At 62.6% G+C, this 17,312-nt stretch carries 14 protein-coding genes; all 14 read right to left on the bottom strand.

The window, feature by feature from the left end:
- Positions 1-29 precede the first annotated feature (29 nt).
- Complete coding sequence (locus tag IV098_RS01960) at positions 30-1,286, bottom strand: glycosyltransferase (protein ID WP_296885908.1); 1,257 nt, start codon at positions 1,284-1,286, stop codon at positions 30-32.
- Complete coding sequence (locus IV098_RS01955) at positions 1,279-2,496, bottom strand: TIGR04063 family PEP-CTERM/XrtA system glycosyltransferase (RefSeq protein WP_296885906.1); 1,218 nt, start codon at positions 2,494-2,496, stop codon at positions 1,279-1,281. The genes IV098_RS01960 and IV098_RS01955 overlap by 8 nt, the downstream gene beginning before the upstream one ends.
- On the bottom strand, positions 2,493-4,412 hold the full coding sequence (locus IV098_RS01950) for an XrtA/PEP-CTERM system amidotransferase (protein ID WP_296885904.1): 1,920 nt from the start codon (positions 4,410-4,412) through the stop codon (positions 2,493-2,495). Before IV098_RS01950 ends, IV098_RS01955 begins: the two co-directional genes overlap by 4 nt.
- A 52-nt stretch (positions 4,413-4,464) precedes the next feature.
- Entirely contained in the window at positions 4,465-5,601 is a 1,137-nt protein-coding gene (locus IV098_RS01945; RefSeq protein ID WP_296885902.1) for a TIGR03088 family PEP-CTERM/XrtA system glycosyltransferase, read from the bottom strand.
- Entirely contained in the window at positions 5,591-7,132 is a 1,542-nt protein-coding gene (xrtA, locus tag IV098_RS01940) for an exosortase A (RefSeq protein ID WP_296885901.1), read from the bottom strand. The genes IV098_RS01945 and xrtA overlap by 11 nt, the downstream gene beginning before the upstream one ends.
- Positions 7,116-8,348, bottom strand: a complete 1,233-nt coding sequence (locus tag IV098_RS01935; protein ID WP_296885898.1) for a TIGR03087 family PEP-CTERM/XrtA system glycosyltransferase — start codon at positions 8,346-8,348, stop codon at positions 7,116-7,118. Before IV098_RS01935 ends, xrtA begins: the two co-directional genes overlap by 17 nt.
- A 3-nt stretch (positions 8,349-8,351) precedes the next feature.
- Positions 8,352-9,431 (bottom strand): FemAB family XrtA/PEP-CTERM system-associated protein, encoded by a 1,080-nt coding sequence (locus tag IV098_RS01930; RefSeq protein ID WP_296885897.1) that lies wholly within the window; start codon positions 9,429-9,431, stop codon positions 8,352-8,354.
- A gap of 2 nt (positions 9,432-9,433) precedes the next feature.
- Positions 9,434-10,276 carry an XrtA system polysaccharide deacetylase gene (locus IV098_RS01925; RefSeq protein WP_296885895.1) on the bottom strand — a complete coding sequence of 281 codons (843 nt, stop codon included), beginning with the start codon at positions 10,274-10,276 and terminating at the stop codon, positions 9,434-9,436.
- Positions 10,277-11,380 carry a non-hydrolyzing UDP-N-acetylglucosamine 2-epimerase gene (gene wecB / locus IV098_RS01920; RefSeq protein ID WP_296885893.1) on the bottom strand — a complete coding sequence of 368 codons (1,104 nt, stop codon included), beginning with the start codon at positions 11,378-11,380 and terminating at the stop codon, positions 10,277-10,279. It lies immediately after the preceding gene.
- A 16-nt stretch (positions 11,381-11,396) separates the two neighbouring features.
- Positions 11,397-12,431 (bottom strand): XrtA/PEP-CTERM system-associated ATPase, encoded by a 1,035-nt coding sequence (locus IV098_RS01915; RefSeq protein ID WP_296885892.1) that lies wholly within the window; start codon positions 12,429-12,431, stop codon positions 11,397-11,399.
- 80 nt (positions 12,432-12,511) lie between these two features.
- On the bottom strand, positions 12,512-14,110 hold the full coding sequence (locus IV098_RS01910; protein ID WP_296885890.1) for a TIGR03016 family PEP-CTERM system-associated outer membrane protein: 1,599 nt from the start codon (positions 14,108-14,110) through the stop codon (positions 12,512-12,514).
- Entirely contained in the window at positions 14,082-15,026 is a 945-nt protein-coding gene (locus tag IV098_RS01905) for an XrtA-associated tyrosine autokinase (protein WP_296885888.1), read from the bottom strand. Before IV098_RS01905 ends, IV098_RS01910 begins: the two co-directional genes overlap by 29 nt.
- A 9-nt stretch (positions 15,027-15,035) precedes the next feature.
- Positions 15,036-16,559 carry an XrtA system polysaccharide chain length determinant gene (locus IV098_RS01900; RefSeq protein WP_296885886.1) on the bottom strand — a complete coding sequence of 508 codons (1,524 nt, stop codon included), beginning with the start codon at positions 16,557-16,559 and terminating at the stop codon, positions 15,036-15,038.
- Positions 16,560-16,626: 67 nt separating this feature from the next.
- Positions 16,627-17,280, bottom strand: a complete 654-nt coding sequence (locus IV098_RS01895; protein ID WP_296886320.1) for an XrtA/PEP-CTERM system exopolysaccharide export protein — start codon at positions 17,278-17,280, stop codon at positions 16,627-16,629.
- Positions 17,281-17,312: the final 32 nt, after the last annotated feature.

Here is a 17,312-nt window from a genome sequence, read left to right as displayed (position 1 = left end):
GCGAGAAAACCAGGCAGGAAAGCTCATGTTCATTTACGGGTAGGAACCGCGATCGATTCTGACGCAGCGCCCGATTCCGCCAGCATGGGTGCAAACGCATGCAGCAACTGCGCCACCCGCTTGTCCCACTGGTTGGCCTCGGCATACGCCAGGATCGCGGCGCGATCCCATGGTTTGTCCAGCGCGCTGTCGAGCGCAGCCGTCAGGGCGGCGGCATCGCCGAACGGCACGATGCTGCCGAGTTCGGCCCGGCACACCACCTCGGCATTGCCGCCGACATCGGTGGCGACGACCGGCAGGCCGCACGCCATCGCTTCGAGAAACACATTGGCCCAACCTTCGTTGCGGGTGGACAGCACAAAGACGTCGGACGCCGATAGCGGCCACTTCAGTTCGTCTGGCGCCACCGCGCCGGTAAAGTGCACGCGCCCGGCGAGCCCCAACCGCGCGACCTGGGCGTCGAGTTCGGCGCGCTTGTCGCCTTCCGGGCCGCCGCTGCCGACGACGAGGTAATGCAGCGCAGGATGACGCACCAGCAATGCGGGCAGGCAATCGATGACGCGGTGCATGCCCTTGCGCTCCACCAGCCCGCCCACTGTAATCAGTACTTGCGCATCCGCGGGCAGCCCGAAGCGCACACGCGCTTCATGGCGGTCGACCGGGTGGAAGCGCGCCACGTCGACGCCGTTGCCGACGACTTCGGTCCGCTCGGCCGGGGTGCCCAGCTCCAGCGCCAGCCGCCGCAAGGAATCCGACACCGCAAACACCCGTGTCGCGCAGCGCAGGGCGCGCGCCAGGCGCGGGCGCAGCGCCGGATTGCGGCTGTGCGGCACTTCGGTGCCGCGCAAGGTAATCGTCACGGGGAGCTCGAGCCAGCGCCCGAGCCGGGTGGCTGCCTCGCCGTCGGGATAGGCGAAATGCGCATCGATCAGGCGCGCGCCCTGCTGCTTCAGGCGCCGTAACAGCCCGTAGCTGCAGCATGCCATTGACCAGCCGTCGAGCCCGCGCAGCACGCCTGGAAACGACAGAAAGCGCGGGTGGTAGACGCGGATGCCCTGCTGAACCTCCAGCGCTGGCGCATGCGGCCGATAGTCCGGACGCCAGCGGCGGATCAGGGCCTGACCGGGAAACCACGGCTGCGGCGACACCACGACGAGCGGCCGCTGACGGGCGACGCGAAACATGCGCTCGCGGATAAACAGACCCGCCGCCGGCCGCGCGGCGCTGGGAAACAACGAGCTGAACACGACCAGATCGATGTGCTCTGGCGCCGTCGCCTCAGCCAAGGCTCGCCTCCCCGACCAGCCCGCCGTACACGCCGCGATATCGCGCCACGCTGGCTGTCCAGTTGCGCTCGGATTCGACGAACGCGCGGCCGTTGCGCTTCATCGCATCCCAGCCTGCTTCGTTTTTCAGCAAGTCCACCACCTTGGCAGCCAGGTCGTCCGCCTCGCCGGCGCGGAACAGCACGCCGGTCTTGCCATCCTCGATCAACTCCTTGTGGCCGCCGACATCCGACGCCACCATCAGCCGCCCCTGCGCCATCGCCTCCAGCGGCTTCAGCGGCGTGACCAGTTCGGTCAGGCGCATCGGATGGCGCGCGTACACCAGCACATCGATCAGGTCGTAATAGCGGTTCACGTCAGCGTGCGGCACCCGCCCGGTAAAAATCACGCGCTCTTTCACATCGAGCATCATGACCTGCTGCTTCAGCGCATGTTCCTGCGGCCCGCCGCCGACCAGCAGGATCTTCACGTCCGGCATCTGTTTGAGAATCGCCGGCAGCGCATCGAGCAACAGGTCGAGGCCCTCGTAGGCGTAAAACGAACCGATGAAGCCCAACACGCGGCTGGTGCCCAGCCCAAGTTTCATTTTCAGCTCGGGGTCGGGCCGGCCGCCCACGGCAAATTTGTCGATATCGACCGCGTTCGGAATCACCGTGATCTTGTCCGGCGCAATGCCGCGCGCCGCCAGATCCTGCCGCAGACCTTCGCAGATGACGGTGACGGCATCCGCATTCTTGACCGCCCAGGTTTCCAGTGCGCGGGTGAGCTTGTAGCGCAGGCTGCCTTCGCGGGTCGTGCCGTGATCCACTGCCGCGTCTTCCCAGAACGCGCGAATTTCGTACACCACCGGAATGCCCAGCTTGCGGCCGACGCGGATCGCCGGCACCGCATCGAGTACCGGCGAATGGGCATGAATGACGTCGGGACGCAGGGTTCGGGCCAGCTCGAGCAGGCGCGGCTCGATCGCGCCCATCACTGCAAACGGGTCGACGCCCGGCAGTTTTGCCAGCAAGCCCTTCGGCTTCGGCGTGCGGTAAAAATGCAGGCCGTCGGCGTCTTCTTCGGCGACGCTGCAATTGATCTGCTTGGGGCCCGACAGGTGATGGGTGTCCCAGCCCAGCTTGCGCTGTTCGCGCAGGATCGCTGCGCTGCGAAAGGTGTAGCCGGAATGCAGCGGCAGGGTGTGGTCGAAAACGTGCAGGATCTTCATGCCGCCGCCCGATCGCTTGCGTCCATGCCGAGCACCTGCGCGAGGAAGGCATCGAACATCAGTACCGTCCACAGGATCACCGAATAGTCGCGCCGTCCGCTCTGATGCGCCTCGACGACTTCACGCAGAAAGCCCTGGTTGAACAGCCCGGTCGAAGCCAGCCGCTCGCCCAACACCACGCTGCGGATGGTCGCCGCCAGCGGACCGCGGAACCATGCGGCCAGCGGCACCGAGAAACCCATTTTCTTACGGTACAGCACGTCGTTCGGCAGATAGGGTTCCATCGCCTTTTTCAGCAGGTATTTGCCTTCGGTGCCGTGCAGCTTGAGATCGGTCGGCAGCCCCGACACCCAGCCCATCAGTTCGTGATCGAGCAGCGGCTCGCGCACTTCGAGTGCGTGCGCCATGCTGGCGCGGTCCACCTTGGTGAGGATGTCGCCGACCAGATAGGTCTTCATGTCGAGGTATTGCACCAGCGACAAGGGGTCGTCGGTGGGAGACGCTGTGGCATGGCGGCGCAGCACTTCGACCGCCTGATAGCCCTGCAGCTCGCGCTTGAATGCGGGCGCAAACAGCTGTTTGCGCTGCGCGTCGGACAGCAGCGATACGCCATGGAAATAGCCTTCGACGGTATCACGCGCCAGTGCCTCGAACGTGGTTTTGGCACGGAACACTTTCGGTGCCCAGTCGGCCTTCGGATACAGCTTGCCGAGCACGCCGAACAGCGGACGCCGCAGCGCCAGCGGCATCACCGCGCGCATCCGCTCTTCGTAGCGGAACCAGCGATAGCGCCGGTAGCCGGCAAAATGCTCGTCGCCGCCGTCGCCCGACAGCGCCACTTTCACGTGCTTCCTGGCCAGCTCGCAGACCCGATAGGTCGGCAGCGCGGACGAGTCCGCATAGGGTTCGTCGTATACGTTTGCCAGCTTGTCGACCAGGCCGAAGTCGTCGGCAGCCACGGTCTCGACGTGATGCTGCGTGTGATAGCGGTCGGCCACCTGCTGGGCAAATTCAATCTCGTTGAAGGCCGGATCGTCGAACCCGATCGAACAGGTATTCACCGGCGTTTCGGATTGCGTCGCCATCATCGCGACCACCGCGCTGGAATCGACTCCGCCCGACAGGAAGGCGCCCAGCGGCACATCGGCGATCATGCGCAGACGCACCGAATCCTTGAGCCGCTCGACCAGCTCGTCCATCGCGCCGGCCTCGTCGGTCACCTGCACCGGGGTGAACGGCATGTCCCAATACTGCTTCGGCTGGGCTGTCGCCTGGCCGCGTTTGAGGGTGAGGGTGAACCCGGGCGGCAACTTGGAGCAGCCTTTAAAAATGGTGCGCGGCTCGGGTACGTAGCCGTAGGCGAAATACTCTTCGACAGCGCACGGATCGATGGCGCGGCCAAGCCCGGGGTGTGCCATCAGCGCCTTCAGTTCGGAGCCGAAAATGAATTCGCCGCTGTCGAGAAAGGCGTAGTACAGCGGCTTGACGCCGAAGCGGTCGCGCACCACGAACAGCGTGCCCTGATTGCGGTCCCACAGGGCAAACGCGAACATGCCGCGAAAGCGTGCCACGCAGGCTTCGCCCCAGGCTTCCCAGGCATGGACGATGACTTCGGTATCGGAATGGGTGCGGAACACATGGCCCAGCGCTTCGAGCTCGGGCACCAGTTCCTGGAAGTTGTATATCTCGCCGTTGAACACCACCACCACCGAGCCGTCTTCGTTGAACAGCGGCTGCTGTCCGGACGAGAGGTCGATGATCGACAGCCGCCGGTGGCCCAGCGCCACGCCGGGCTCCAGATGCAGGCCGCCTTCGTCGGGGCCGCGATGGAACTGGGTTTCGTTCATGCGGTGCAGCAGCTCGCGGGACATCTCGCTTGCGCCACGGGTATCGAAAATGCCGGTAATGCCACACATACGCTTATTCGGTCTCTGTTCGTGTCAAGTATTCGCGCCGTTTGACGGGGTTTCAGCGCTTGCGCTGCAGCGTCAGGTCGTACACCGCCGCATACGCCTCGGCCATGGCCGGAATGCTGTAACGCTGCTCGGCCAACCGCCGCGCGGCATGACCATGTTCGGCAATCCGCGCCGGTGCGTCCAGATACCCCAGCAAGGCCTGTGCCATGCCGGACACATCGCCAGGCTGCACCAGCATGCCGTTGACCCCCGACTGCACCAGCTCGACATTGCCACCGACTGCGGTGGCAATCACCGGCAACCCGCTCGCCAGGGCTTCGAGAATAGTATTGGAGATGCCTTCGTTTTTCGACGGCAGCACGAACACATCGAAGGCCTGCATGATATCTGCAATATCGTGGCGCTCGCCCGGCAGCCAGGCCAGATGCGCCAGCCCGGCCTGCTGCAGCAGGCCCAGACAGGTGGCGCGCGCCGGCCCTTCGCCCACCAGCACCAGCCGCGCCCGTTCGTCGCGCTCGGGCTGCTGGCGCACCATCTGGATGAAGGCACGCGTCAGGGTCGGATAGTCCTTGACCTCGACCATGCGCCCCACCGAGCCGAACACGATGCTGTCAGGATGGGCAAACTCGGGGCGGGCGCCGATACGCGGACGGAACTTCACGCTGTCGACGCCGTTGTAAATCTGGTGCAGCCGGTGCGCCGGCACATGGATGGTCTCGCGCAGCCAGTTCTCAAGGTCCTGACTCACTGCGATGTAGTTCGAGACGAACGGCCGGATGGCACGGCGGATCAGGTTGTATTTGCGATTCTGCCCATACAGGTCGAACACATCGCGCCCGTGCTCGCCATGCACGGTGGCGCGGATGCCGGAGGCTGCCGCCACCAGTTGCGCTTCGAGTGCGGCGAGATTACGCGTGTGCACCAGGTCGGGCTGCAGCTGGCGCAACAGCCTGCGCAAACGCAGCATCCAGCCGAGGCCGCGGCCCGGCGGACGGTGCAGGGCATAAAATCCGACCGGCTGCGCCGTGATGCGGCGCCGGAAATCGGTGAAATCGGTCAGCGCCACCACGGTGTGGCGGTAGCGCTCCGGCGACAGGGTGTTGAACAGATTCACCATGCCGTTTTCCATGCCACCGGTATCGAAGCGGTGAACGACATGCACGATGTGCGGAATCACGTCACCGTCCATCGACCTGATCGAGCGCGCGTCCGATCGGCGCGTCCATGTCGGCGGCAAAGCGTGCCAGGATGGTGACCGCGGCATCCATTTCGCCATCTTCATAGGGCGTGGCGATCAGCACCGACAGGCCGTCGTCGCGCTTCAGCAACACCCGGTCGGCCGCCAGAACCAGCTTGGCGATCTGGTCATTCACGACATGACGCTGGTCGATCAGGTTCCACTGCCACACCAGCAAGCGCTGGCCGTTGCTGCCACGCAGTTTGGCCTGGCGCACCTGACGCGGCTGGCCGCCTATCGTCACGCCGGCAACCGTTTCGCCGATGTTCGACCAGGCCGGGTCTTTCTGCCGGATCATGAAATTCTGCGAATTGATCAGTTCGGCGCCCTGACGCTGGGTCGCGTAGTAATTCAGCTCCAGCAACACCGGGTGATCCGCCTGGACAAACGACTGGCGCAGCTGGCGATCGGCACCGACCCAGTGCGGCGTCCACTTGGTGAATGCTCCGGCGGACTGCCAGCCGCCGTGCGGTTCGACCTGCAGCTGGGCCATGGCCGGCAGCGCGCGCGCGCTCAGCCACAAGGCATACGCCGGCCACAGGCTGGCCACGACCAGCACCGCCACGCCGGTCCGCCAGAATGCGCGCGCAGGTACGTCGCCGGCGGCCATGCCGCGGGGCGGGGCATCGGACTGCGGCCTTTCGTCCTCGCGCCAGAAACTGCCGACCCAGAACAGCAGCAACATGACGAAGCCAAAAAAGACCCAGCCATAAATATAGTGATCGACCCCCAGCGCCAGCTTCATGTCGGACAGGTGGGCGATCATCACGATCATGTAGGCGCGCCCGCTGTTGGCGAAAATCGGCACGATGACGGCGGCGACGACAAACAGCAGACGGCGTCGCCACGAACGGAAGGTCAGATAGGCATACAGCACGCCCAGCGTGATCGAGGCGATCAGGTAGCGCAGCCCCGAGCAGCCTTCGACCACCGACCAGTCTCCGCTTGGAATACTGAAAAAAGTGCCTTCACGATAGACCGGTATGCCGGTGGCGCGCAGCATCGCCACGGTGAAATCCGCGGTCACACCCATCAGCGGCTGGATCAGGAACTCGCCCACCGGCACCGCGAAAAACAGGAACATCAGGGGAAACAGCAGCGCCCGGAACACCTGCCAGCCGAGCAACGTCCACACCGCGGCAACCAGCATGGCGATGAAAGCAGCCTGCGCCGCCACGTTCACGCTGCCCGCGTCCGCCAGCAGCCAGCCCAGGCCGGCGGCCGCCAGCACGAGCAGACCGCGCAGATCGGGCTGCGGCTGCAACCCGGTCAGTTCGTCGCGCATGCGCCATATCAGCCAGGCGCTGATCGGAAAGATCAGATAGCCATGGGCGAAGGTTTCCGAACGCTCCCACACTTCGGCCATCGAATAAAACGTCGGCCAGAACACCGCGATCAACAGCAGAACCAGGGCGATGGCCAGCCCGGCGGGCAGCCACCCTCCGCGCGCGGGGACAGTCAGGGCGTCAGGCAAGCGAGGCATGCAATTCGGTCTCGGAAACAGGGGAAGGTGCCGCAAGCGGCTCGAACAGGGGATCGATGCTGCGCAGATTGGCCGCCCAGTCGTAATGCGCCAGGATGCAATCGCGCGCGGGCGCGGCCGACGGCGCGCGCTGCAATTGCGTCACCACCGCTGCGGCGAATTCGCTCTCGCCACGCGCCAGGGTGAAATCGCGCCCGGCTTCGGCACGGATGCCTTCGGCCGCTTGCGGGCTGACCACCACCGGACGCGCCATTGCCATCGCTTCGAGCACCTTGTTCTGCACGCCGCGCGCAATGCGCAGCGGCGCCACCGCGCAGCTTGCATGCGCCAGCCAGGGGCGCACATCCGGCACGCCCCCGGTGACGACTACACCCGGCTGACGCGCCAGTGCCAGTACCGCCGCGCTGGGACGGCTGCCGACGATCGTGAACTGGGCCGCCGGGCAGGCATCGCGTATGGCCGGGAATATCCGCTCGGCGAACCACACCACGGCATCGACATTCGGCCAGTAATCCATCGCACCGGTGAAGACGATGCCCTTCACGTCGGGCGAATAGGGGTTGGGGTAGTCGCGCGCCGGCGAAAAATAATCCGCATCGACGCCGTTTTCGAACGCGCCGATGGTGTCCCGCGCCTGCGGCACGCGCTGCTGCAGCAAGGCCGCCTCGTCCTGCGACACCAGCAGGGTGGCGTCGAAATCCTGCGCCACCCGCGCTTCCCATGCGGCCAGCTTGCGGCCTTCGCGGGCGTACACCCACGACATCGGCCAGCGCTGGGTCGTCGCGTATTGCGTCCATTTGTCGGAGTCCACGTCGACCATGTCGATCACCCGCCGGGCCAGCGAGGGCGGCATGAACATCGCCATCGCCGACGAATACGCCAACCCGCGCGTGACCGTGCCGCTCGCAGCCAGTCCGGCCGCCCATTGCATGAGTTCGCGGTTGCGGTAATACGGCAGCGTCAGCGCTTCGCCACTCAGCAGGCCGACGAGGCTCGCCAGCTTGGCGCGCCGCGGGTTCAGCGGCAACAGCTTGATCGAGGCGCAATAGGGTTTGAGCGCATCCTGAAACTGCCAGTCGTCCGCATCGTCGACGAAGGCGCCGAGATGGACGGCATAGCGCGTGCTCAAATGCCGCAACAAGTGGAACGAGCGGATCTTGTCGCCCTTGTTGGGCGGGAACGGAATGCGATGCGCGAGGAACAGCAGTCCGTCCATGGCTCAGCCCAGATTCTTGACGATATGCGGCCCGATCACATTGGCGACAGCCAGCGGCATCTTCTTCCAGGCCTGGATGAACAGGCGGTATTTCGGGTTGAGCGGATTGATTTCCGGCACTTCGCTGTCGCTCACCAGAAAATATTCGTAGTGCAGCGGCGTCGGCTCGAAGCCCCAGTTCTTCTTGAAATCGAACGAACCGGTACCGCGCTTGCTGCGGCCGAAATCGAATACTTTCAGGCCGCGCTCGCAGGCGCGCCGCATCAGTTCCCAGTACATGAAATCGTTGCCCGCCACGGCGCGCGCCGCATCGACGCCACCGCCGTAGTATGGCAGCACTTCGTCGCGGAAATAAAAGGACATTACGCTGGCAATCACCTGTTCGCCGAGCACGATGGTCAGCACCTCGCAATGATCGCCAAACTCGTCCTTGAGCAACTGGAAAAACTTGCGCGAAAAAACCGGCGTGCCGAGCCGGTGCACGCTGGCCGAATAGGCCTGAAAAAAGCGCGTGGTGTCGTGATCGATTTCACCGGTGAGCCCGGCCTTGATGCCTTTTCTAACCATCGCGCGCTGCTTGCGCGGAATGGCGTTCATGTTGGCCTCGGCTTCGGGCTCGATGGCTTTCTTGAAGGTGACGTACAGGTCCTTGGCCGGCCAGTCGGCATGCTGCGCGACCTGATTGCGGTACTCGAGCGCCCCCACCTTGAGCGTGCGGGCCAGCGCCTGCGCGGCCTGATCGAGGCCCCGACGGGCGTCCGCGTCAGCGGCAACGATACCGCCATACGCGCAGAACGGCAGCGAGCCGAGGCTGTGGCCAAACAGGCGGCTTTTGATTTCCACCAGCGGCAGCACGCCGACGATCGCGCCAGCGCGTTCGGCCAGCAAATAATGACTGCGATGGCCGAAGGCCTGCTCGATCACCCGCTTCCAGCCGATGCGATGGAAAAACGTGGCCTCCGGATGCGTCAGCACAAAGGCATCCCAGCGTGCGGCATCGTTCGACGATGCTGCACGAATGCGCACCTCACCTGCAGCGGATGCGGGCACGGACGCGTGCCCTTGGGGCAGTTCGGTCGGCATGTTCACAGCGAAGGCAGGAATACGCGGTCCACACGATCCCATTCGAAGTCGTTCAACAATTTTTTCATTCTGCCCGGCATACGTTGCAGATTGACGTAATGGCGGAAACGCGTCCTGGTCGACAGACCCGACTGGCGCGGTTGCCCGGCGTCCATTTCCCAGGGATGGAAATAGAACATGCACGGCGCCTGATCCTGTGTGTTCACCCGTTGCAGCATCCAGCGCGACAGGGCATAGGGCAGCAGACGGAACCAGCCACCGCCCGCCGCAGGCAGGTTGCGCCCCAGCAGCGCCAGCGTGGTGGGCGGCAGTTCGAGGATGCCGTCGGCGCCATTGGGCCGATTCGGGAAGCGCGGCGCATCGGGCATGCCGTAGTGATCGTGCTTGACCGGATAGATGCTCGAGCTGTACACGTAGCCTGCGTTTTCGAGTTCTTCGACGGCCCACCAGTTGTTCTGGTTGATGGAAAAGCTGGGCGCGCGGTAGCCGCGAACCGATACCCCGCCGAGATCTTCGAGGATGTGCTTGGCGCGGGTGATGTCGCTGCGGAACTGTTCAGGTGTGAGATCCGACACGCGTTCGTGACCATAGCCATGGCTGGCGAGCTCGTGACCCGCGTCGACGATGCGGCGCACCACCTGTGGATAGCGCTCGGCAATCCAGCCGAGGGTGAAGAAGGTCGCGTTGGCATCCGCCTCTTCGAGCAGTTGCAGAATCACATCGATATTGCGTTCCACCCGGCACGGCAGGCTGTCCCAGTCCTCGCGGCGAATGGTCGAGGCAAACGCCGACACCTGAAAATAATCTTCGACATCGATCGACATCGCGTTTTTCATGGCCGCCATTTACGCACTCCGCACGCCGGCCGCCTGGGGCAGCCAGCCCTTCAGCGTGTGCGCGATGCGCATCGCCGCACGGCCATCCCAATACTCAGGAATGCAGCCGGCGCGGCCGCCATTCGTCATCACCTGATCGAACGCCGCGCGGATCGCTGCCGGATCGGCGCCGACCAGCGTGTTGGTGCCTTCGGTCAGGGTGATCGGACGTTCGGTGTTGTCGCGCAGCGTGAGACAGGGCACGCCGAGCGCAGTGGTTTCTTCCTGGATGCCGCCCGAATCGGTCAGCACCAGCTTGGCATCGCGCATCAGCCCCAGCATGTCGAGATAGCCCAGCGGCGGCAGGATGCGCAGCGCATTGATCTTGGCGCTCAGGCCGAACTTTTCGATATTGCCGCGCGTGCGTGGATGCAAGGGCAGCACCACCGGCAACACGGCGTTGATTTCGCCGATCACATCGAGCAGCGCAGCCAGCGTAGCCGGATCGTCGACGTTCGACGGCCGGTGCAGCGTCAGCACGGCATACGCCGGCAGCGCCGTCCCCAGCGTCTGGCTGCTCGGCACGGCGCGTTCGAGATTGCGGTACAAGGTGTCGATCATCACGTTGCCGACGAACTCGACGCGCGCTGGATCGATGCCTTCGCGCTGCAAATTGGCCAGCGCACTTTTTTCGGTGATGAACAGCAAGTCGGAAATCTGGTCGGTGAGCACACGATTGATTTCTTCCGGCATGGCGCGGTCGTAGCTGCGCAATCCGGCTTCGACATGGATCACCCGCACCCCGCGCTTGGCCGCCACCAGGGCGCAGGCAATGGTGGAATTGACATCGCCCACCACCAGCACGGCCTGCGGCTTCACGCTGTCCAGCACCGGTTCGAAACGCTTCATCACCTCGGCCGTCTGCACCGCGTGGCTGCCGGAGCCGACTTCCAGATGATGGTCCGGATGCGGAATGCCCAGGTCGGCAAAGAAGCCATCGCTCATCGCCGCATCGTAATGCTGGCCGGTATGCAGCAGCTGTGCGGCGATGCCGGTCTCGGCCAGCGCGGCCATGACCGGAGCGATTTTCATGAAATTCGGGCGCGCACCCGCGACACACAAAACCTGGGTCATGTTGATTCCGTGTGAACTAGTGGGTGATTTCAGGGTTGTCGGGCAAGCTGCCGTCTTCGGCCGCAGCCTGGCGCTCGCTCACGGTGTAGAGGATTTTCCGCACGATGGGCAGGATGCGGTTCACCGAACGCTCCATCTGCTCGACGCGCTGCAACAGGCGCGCGGTGTCTTCGTTCGTCACCGTGCTCTCAGCCGCAGGCTGGCCGTTCAGACCGCTCGGGCCACTGAAATCCTGGTGCGCGATTTCGTTCCTGAGGTCGGCAATCACTTCGTTGACCTCAGCTTCGCCAAAGTGGTTTTTCTCCTCCAGAAAGCCGAACAGCAACAAGCGGTCGCACGTGGTATTGAGTCGGCGCGGAATGCCGCCGGTAAAGCGGTGCAGCTCGGCAAACGCATCGTCGCCAAACCCCGGCGTCCCCTGCCAGCCGACGGTACGCAAACGGTGCTCGATATAACCGCGCGTCTCGTCCGCATCGAGCGGCCCCAGATGGTAGGAGGCGACCACCCGCTGGCGCAGTTGCTGCATGGTGGGGCTTTGCAGAATGCCGCGAAACTCCGGCTGGCCCAGCAGGAAGGTCTGGATCAGCGAGCGTTCGTCGTTCTGGAAATTGGACAGCATACGCAGTTCTTCCACCGCGCGCGGCGTCAGGTTCTGCGCCTCGTCCACCACCAGCAGCACGCGCTTGCCCTGGCGGGTGGCGGCGATGAAAAAATCCTCGATGTTTTTCAGCAGCGCGGACTTGGTCAGACCTTCATGTTCCAGGCCGAACGAAGCGGCCACGCTGCGCAGCGTATCCTCGGCGTCGAGCTGGGTGGAGACCAGCTGTGCGGCCAGCAGATTGGAGGACTCGAGCTGGCGGAACAGGTTGCGCACCAGCGTGGTCTTGCCCGCGCCGACTTCACCGGTGATGACGATGAAGCCTTCGCCCAGCGACAAGCCATAGTCAAGATACGCCATCGCCCGCTTGTGCCCCTTGGAACCGTAAAAGAAACGCGGGTCCGGGTTGAGCTGGAACGGTTTGGCACTAAAGCGGTAATAGTCTTCGTACATGAACGATCCGTTGAACTTTGGCGGCCGGTTCGGCGTGCCCTGCCTCTACAACGCAAGGGCCGTGCCACGCGGCAAAGCGGTCAGAAACTCAAATTGACCGAGGCAGTGATGCTATTTTCATCGTAGTCTGCGTTCGCGTCGTTCGAATCCCGTTGAGTATGGCGTAATGTCAACGCGCCATTGAGCCTCTCGGCAAAACGATGATTGAAGCCCAGATTGAAGCTGAGTAATTCATCCTCCCGCGCCGTGCCACCTGCCAGCAGGGCATCGACATTGTTCCACGTCAACGACAAGCTGCTGTAGGCGTTGGTTCGGGGCGACATTCGATAGTTGACAGAGCCAGTCAGGCCTTGAACATGATCCTGCGCATCACTAAGCGCCTGATAGAGACGCTTGATATCGCGTGCAGATAATCCAAACCCCAAGCGGCCGACATCCCATGACACCCCGGCAGCAAAACTCTTAATGACGTAAACACCATTGGCAATCGAAATGTTCAGCAGGTTTGCCGCCACCAGATCGTCAATCGAGATGCCGAGATTATTGAGCTCGAAAGCAAGCCGGCCAGCCGAAATAGGCCCCACCCATCCTGTTGGACAGGGATCCTGCGGCGGATTGATGTCGGGGGTTTCCCGCAATATTCGATTACATACCCAGAAAACGCGACCACTCTCTTCCAGAAACTGTTGCGTGATATCGCTGACATTCTCTGAGTAGCTAGCCGTCCATCGTGATATCCGCGTACGATGGCTCGCGGATAAACTGTAAGTGTTGCCGAAATAGCGTTCGCCGAACGAGGCCTCAACACTGGTGCGGCTGGTAGGCGACCAGCCAACCCCTGTGCTCCACGACGAGCCACTGGTTCCACTGGTGCTGAGGTAGTCATTCCAGTCCTGGCCCACGGTACCAAACACCCGGAACTTGCGGGTAAACGCATAGCCCGCAGACGCGCTGACACGTTCGAAGGTGGTATCGGCGGTGGTGCTGTTGTTCGCCTTGCGCAGAGAGTAATTGATCTCCCAGCTTAAATTGTTGAAGTGAGTACCATTGGTCAACTCTGCTGTCAGTGCATTTATATTGGAGTTCGAGGCCACATCATTCTCGAAAATCGCGCCACCAGTGGTATAGCGTACCTGCGCATCGGCGAACGTACCCAGACGTTTCTTAATGTAGGGACTGATTGAATAGGTGCCGACGGCGGCGCGGTTGCTGTCGTTAATGTTGGCGTCGGCCGGCGAGCCTGTCAGCGAAATCAGTTCCTGCGAAATACTTGCGGTACCGTCAATAAAAAGGAAATCCTCGACCAGCTCGGCTTTGCCGAGCGCTCCCAGGTTGTGATTGAGATCGGTGCTTTGGTCTTCTCCGTAACGCGCCACGCCGGAAAGGCTATAGCCCAAGCTAGCCTGAATACGGCGCGATCCTTCCGAACGCAAGCTGAAGCTGGGTCTCACAGTAAAGATCAGCGCATCTTCGGGATTGACGCCGCTCTGATTAGCATTGTCAGTGTAGGTCGCCGTGCCTCCTACAGAGGGCTCAAACTGCCAGTCCATCGCAACCACCGGACTAGCAGGTAGCGTAATCACGACCAACAATGCTGCCGCCAACAACATACGCCGCTGCAACGCCGGCATAAAGCTGCACGAGCGAACCTTATTTACCGTAACTGCCATAGTGACCATAGTAATAATCCGCACCGGGGGTAGGCGTGGTTTTGTTCAGCAACATGCCCACGACTTCGCATGACTGGATATGGCTCAGCGCCTCGCGTACGGCATCCTGCGATGTTTTCTCGGCTTCCACCACCATGACGATCTGACCCATGTGGGTCGCCAGCGCGCTGGCTTCGCTGGTCGCCAGTAGCGGCGGCGAGTCGAACAGAATGATCCGGTCCGGATAGCGGTTGCCGATATCTTCGACCAGCCGCGTCATGGCCGCGCTCGCCAGCAACTCGGTCGCGCGCTTGTAGGTGCGGCCTGCCGGCAGGACCGTCAGCTTGGCGATGTCGGTCCTGATCATCACGTCGGACAGCTTGAGATTCTTGTCCTGCAATACGTCCAGCAGGCCCTTGTCGGCATGAATGCCGAGATATTCCGGAACACGCGGCTTGGCGACGTCGGCGTCGATCAGCAGTACGGTGCGATCCATCTCCATCGCCATCGAGATCGCCAGATTGATGGCGCAAAAGCTTTTGCCTTCGCCCGGCAACGAGCTGGTCACCATGATGAGATTGCCGTTTTTCACCCGCGCCGCACCCTGCCCGAAGGCATTGGCAATCAGCGGACGCTTGATGATGCGGAACTCTTCGGCGATCTTGCTCTTCTCGGCGTCCGGCGATACCACGCCCATGCGGTGCAGACGCGTCAGATTGATCGACTGCACCTGGCTGTTGCCTTCGAGCACGCCGGCATCCGGGTCGCTAAACATCGGCTCCACCGGCGTGGCGACAAACGACGTTGCCGGCGCGCGGGCCTGCTGCTTGTTGACCGCACCTTCGATCAGACTGACATCGCGCGCAGCTTCGCCCTGGCTGCTCTCAGGAGTGGGCTTGGGCGCGCCTGTGCCAATTTTTCCTGCGGCTTTTTCGATAATGCTCATGGGTTTCTCCTAGCCGGCTCGCGATATGACCAGTTGCAGGATCATCACCCCGCCATATGCGGCGATCAGGCTGCCCAGCGCGGCCAGGTAAGTCAGCAGGCCCTTGCGCTTGCGGCGCCGGGTCTCATCTGTTTCCACCCGCGAAACCGCGCCCAGCAAGGGCAAGCCGGTCAACTCGCGCAGCACGCGGCGGTCGGTCACGGTGCGGCGCAGCTGGCTGAGCAGGAAGGCGACGGCTACGCCCGCACCCAGTGCGCCCAGCGTCACCAGCGACAGCAACAGGGGACGATTGGGCCAAGCCGGCTGGCTCGGCACAAAGGGAGGGTCGATGACCCGGAAATCGACGGTGTCGGTCTTGCTCTCGACCTCGCCCGACATGCTGACAGACTCGCGACGCTTCAACAGCGCATCGTAATTCTGGCGATACACATCGTAGTCGCGCATCAACTGGGTATATTCCTGTTCGACCTGCGGAACCATGTTGGAGGCACTCCGCAACTCGCTGTAGCGCCGCTGGTATTCCCCGACACGCGCCTGCAGGGACGCCACGGTCGCATCGGCCTCGGCGATGGCAATGGTGAGCTGCTGGTATACCGGGTTCTGGATTTTGGTGCCGGCCGGATCCGCCTTGCGAGCTGCCATATCGGCTTTTTTCTGCGCTTCCAGTTTTTCGACCAGACGCTTGTTCGCCTGAATGTCGGGATGCAGATCGGTGTACTGCAGACGCAGCTGATCCATCTGCTTCTGCAAAGCCTGGATACGGCTGTCGATCTCGCCATCGGTCATTGAAGCGGCCGCCGCCACCAATTCCGGCTCTTCATCAACCAGTTGCTGCTTGAGCTGGTTGCGGCGATTGATTGCTTCCTGCTGATCCAGCTGCGCCTGCCGCAACTGGGTCGAAACCTCGGCCAGCTTGGCATAATAATCCCCGCCCTGGCCTGGCATCATGCCGATATGCTTCTGCTTGAATTCCTTCAGCGCGTTTTCAGCATCGGTCAGCTTCTGTTGATATTGCTGCAACTGCTCCTCGATGAAGCGCTGCGAACTGGAAATGTCCTGGCGCGTTTTGCCCAGACTGGTTTCCACAAAAATGGTCAGCAATGACTGCACCACTTTCTTGGCCAGATCGCCGCTCGGATCCTGATAGCTGATGGTGTACAGGTTTTCCTGTCCGGCGTTGCCGATCGCAATTTTCCCGGCCAGATTGTCCAGCATGGCCTCGGTCTGCTCAGGGGTTTTGGCCTTAACATCCAGATCGGTCATGCGGGCGACTTTTTCCAGGGTCGGCCGGCTCACCAGCTGACGCGTCATCAGCTTGATCTGCTGCTCCACATTGGGTTCGGCTGTCAGACCCTGCAACAAGGGCTTGAGCAGGGTCTGGGTGTCCACATAGACACGCGCCGACGCTTCATAGCGGTCCGGCAGCATCATGACCCAGGTCCAGCCGACGATGCACGCCAACCAGGCGACTGCGACGCCCCACCAGCGCCGCTGCCACGCGGCTTTGGCATACCCCAAAATTTGTTGCAACACTTGATCCATGCGGACTCTCTACCCCGGCAAAACACGCACACCGTCTGTCAGGACGGTGTGCGTGCGATTAGAACAGGCTCTCAGGAATGACCAGCACATCGCCCGGACGCATTTCCACGGCGGCCGTGCTATCACCGTCCCGCAACAAATCCTCGAGCCGCACCCCCAGCTGGACCCGCTCGCCATTTTCCTTGACGATTCGCGAGATGTAAGCCTTGTTGCCATCGGCGAAATCGGTCAGCCCGCCCGCTGCAATCATCACATCGACCACGCTCATACCTTCGCGATAACCCAACGCCTGCGGATCGGTGGCCTCGCCCAACACCCGGATTTGCTGGTTATAGGGCCCGATACCTCCCGAAACGATGACGGTGGCGATGGGTTCCTGAATGTATTTGGAGAGCGCCTTTTCAATATCGCGCGCCAGCTGGGTCGGGGTCTTACCTGAAGCCTGCATGTCCTCGATCAGGTTCATGGTCATTTTGCCGTCAGGGCGGATCGGGAAACTGCCGGACACTTCCGGGTTGCGCCAGACAAAAACCTGGACCGAGTCACCCGGTCCAAGCAGGTAATTCCAGCCGCTTACCCGCGGATCCACGGACACGGGGGGGGGCGCTTGTATCGGCGCAGGCGGGTAGGTCGGCGTACTGGAGCAGCCCGTTATCGCAGCGACTGCGAACACCACGCTGACGCGTGCGATGAGTGTATTAATTGTGAACATGTCCACCCTCCCTCAAATTAAGCAAGCTATCC

Source organism: Thiobacillus sp. (genome assembly GCF_018780105.1).
In the GTDB taxonomy this organism is placed as follows: domain Bacteria; phylum Pseudomonadota; class Gammaproteobacteria; order Burkholderiales; family Thiobacillaceae; genus Thiobacillus.
The sequence above is the reverse complement of the archived record's forward strand: the minus strand, read 5'-3'. Positions and strand labels throughout refer to the sequence as shown.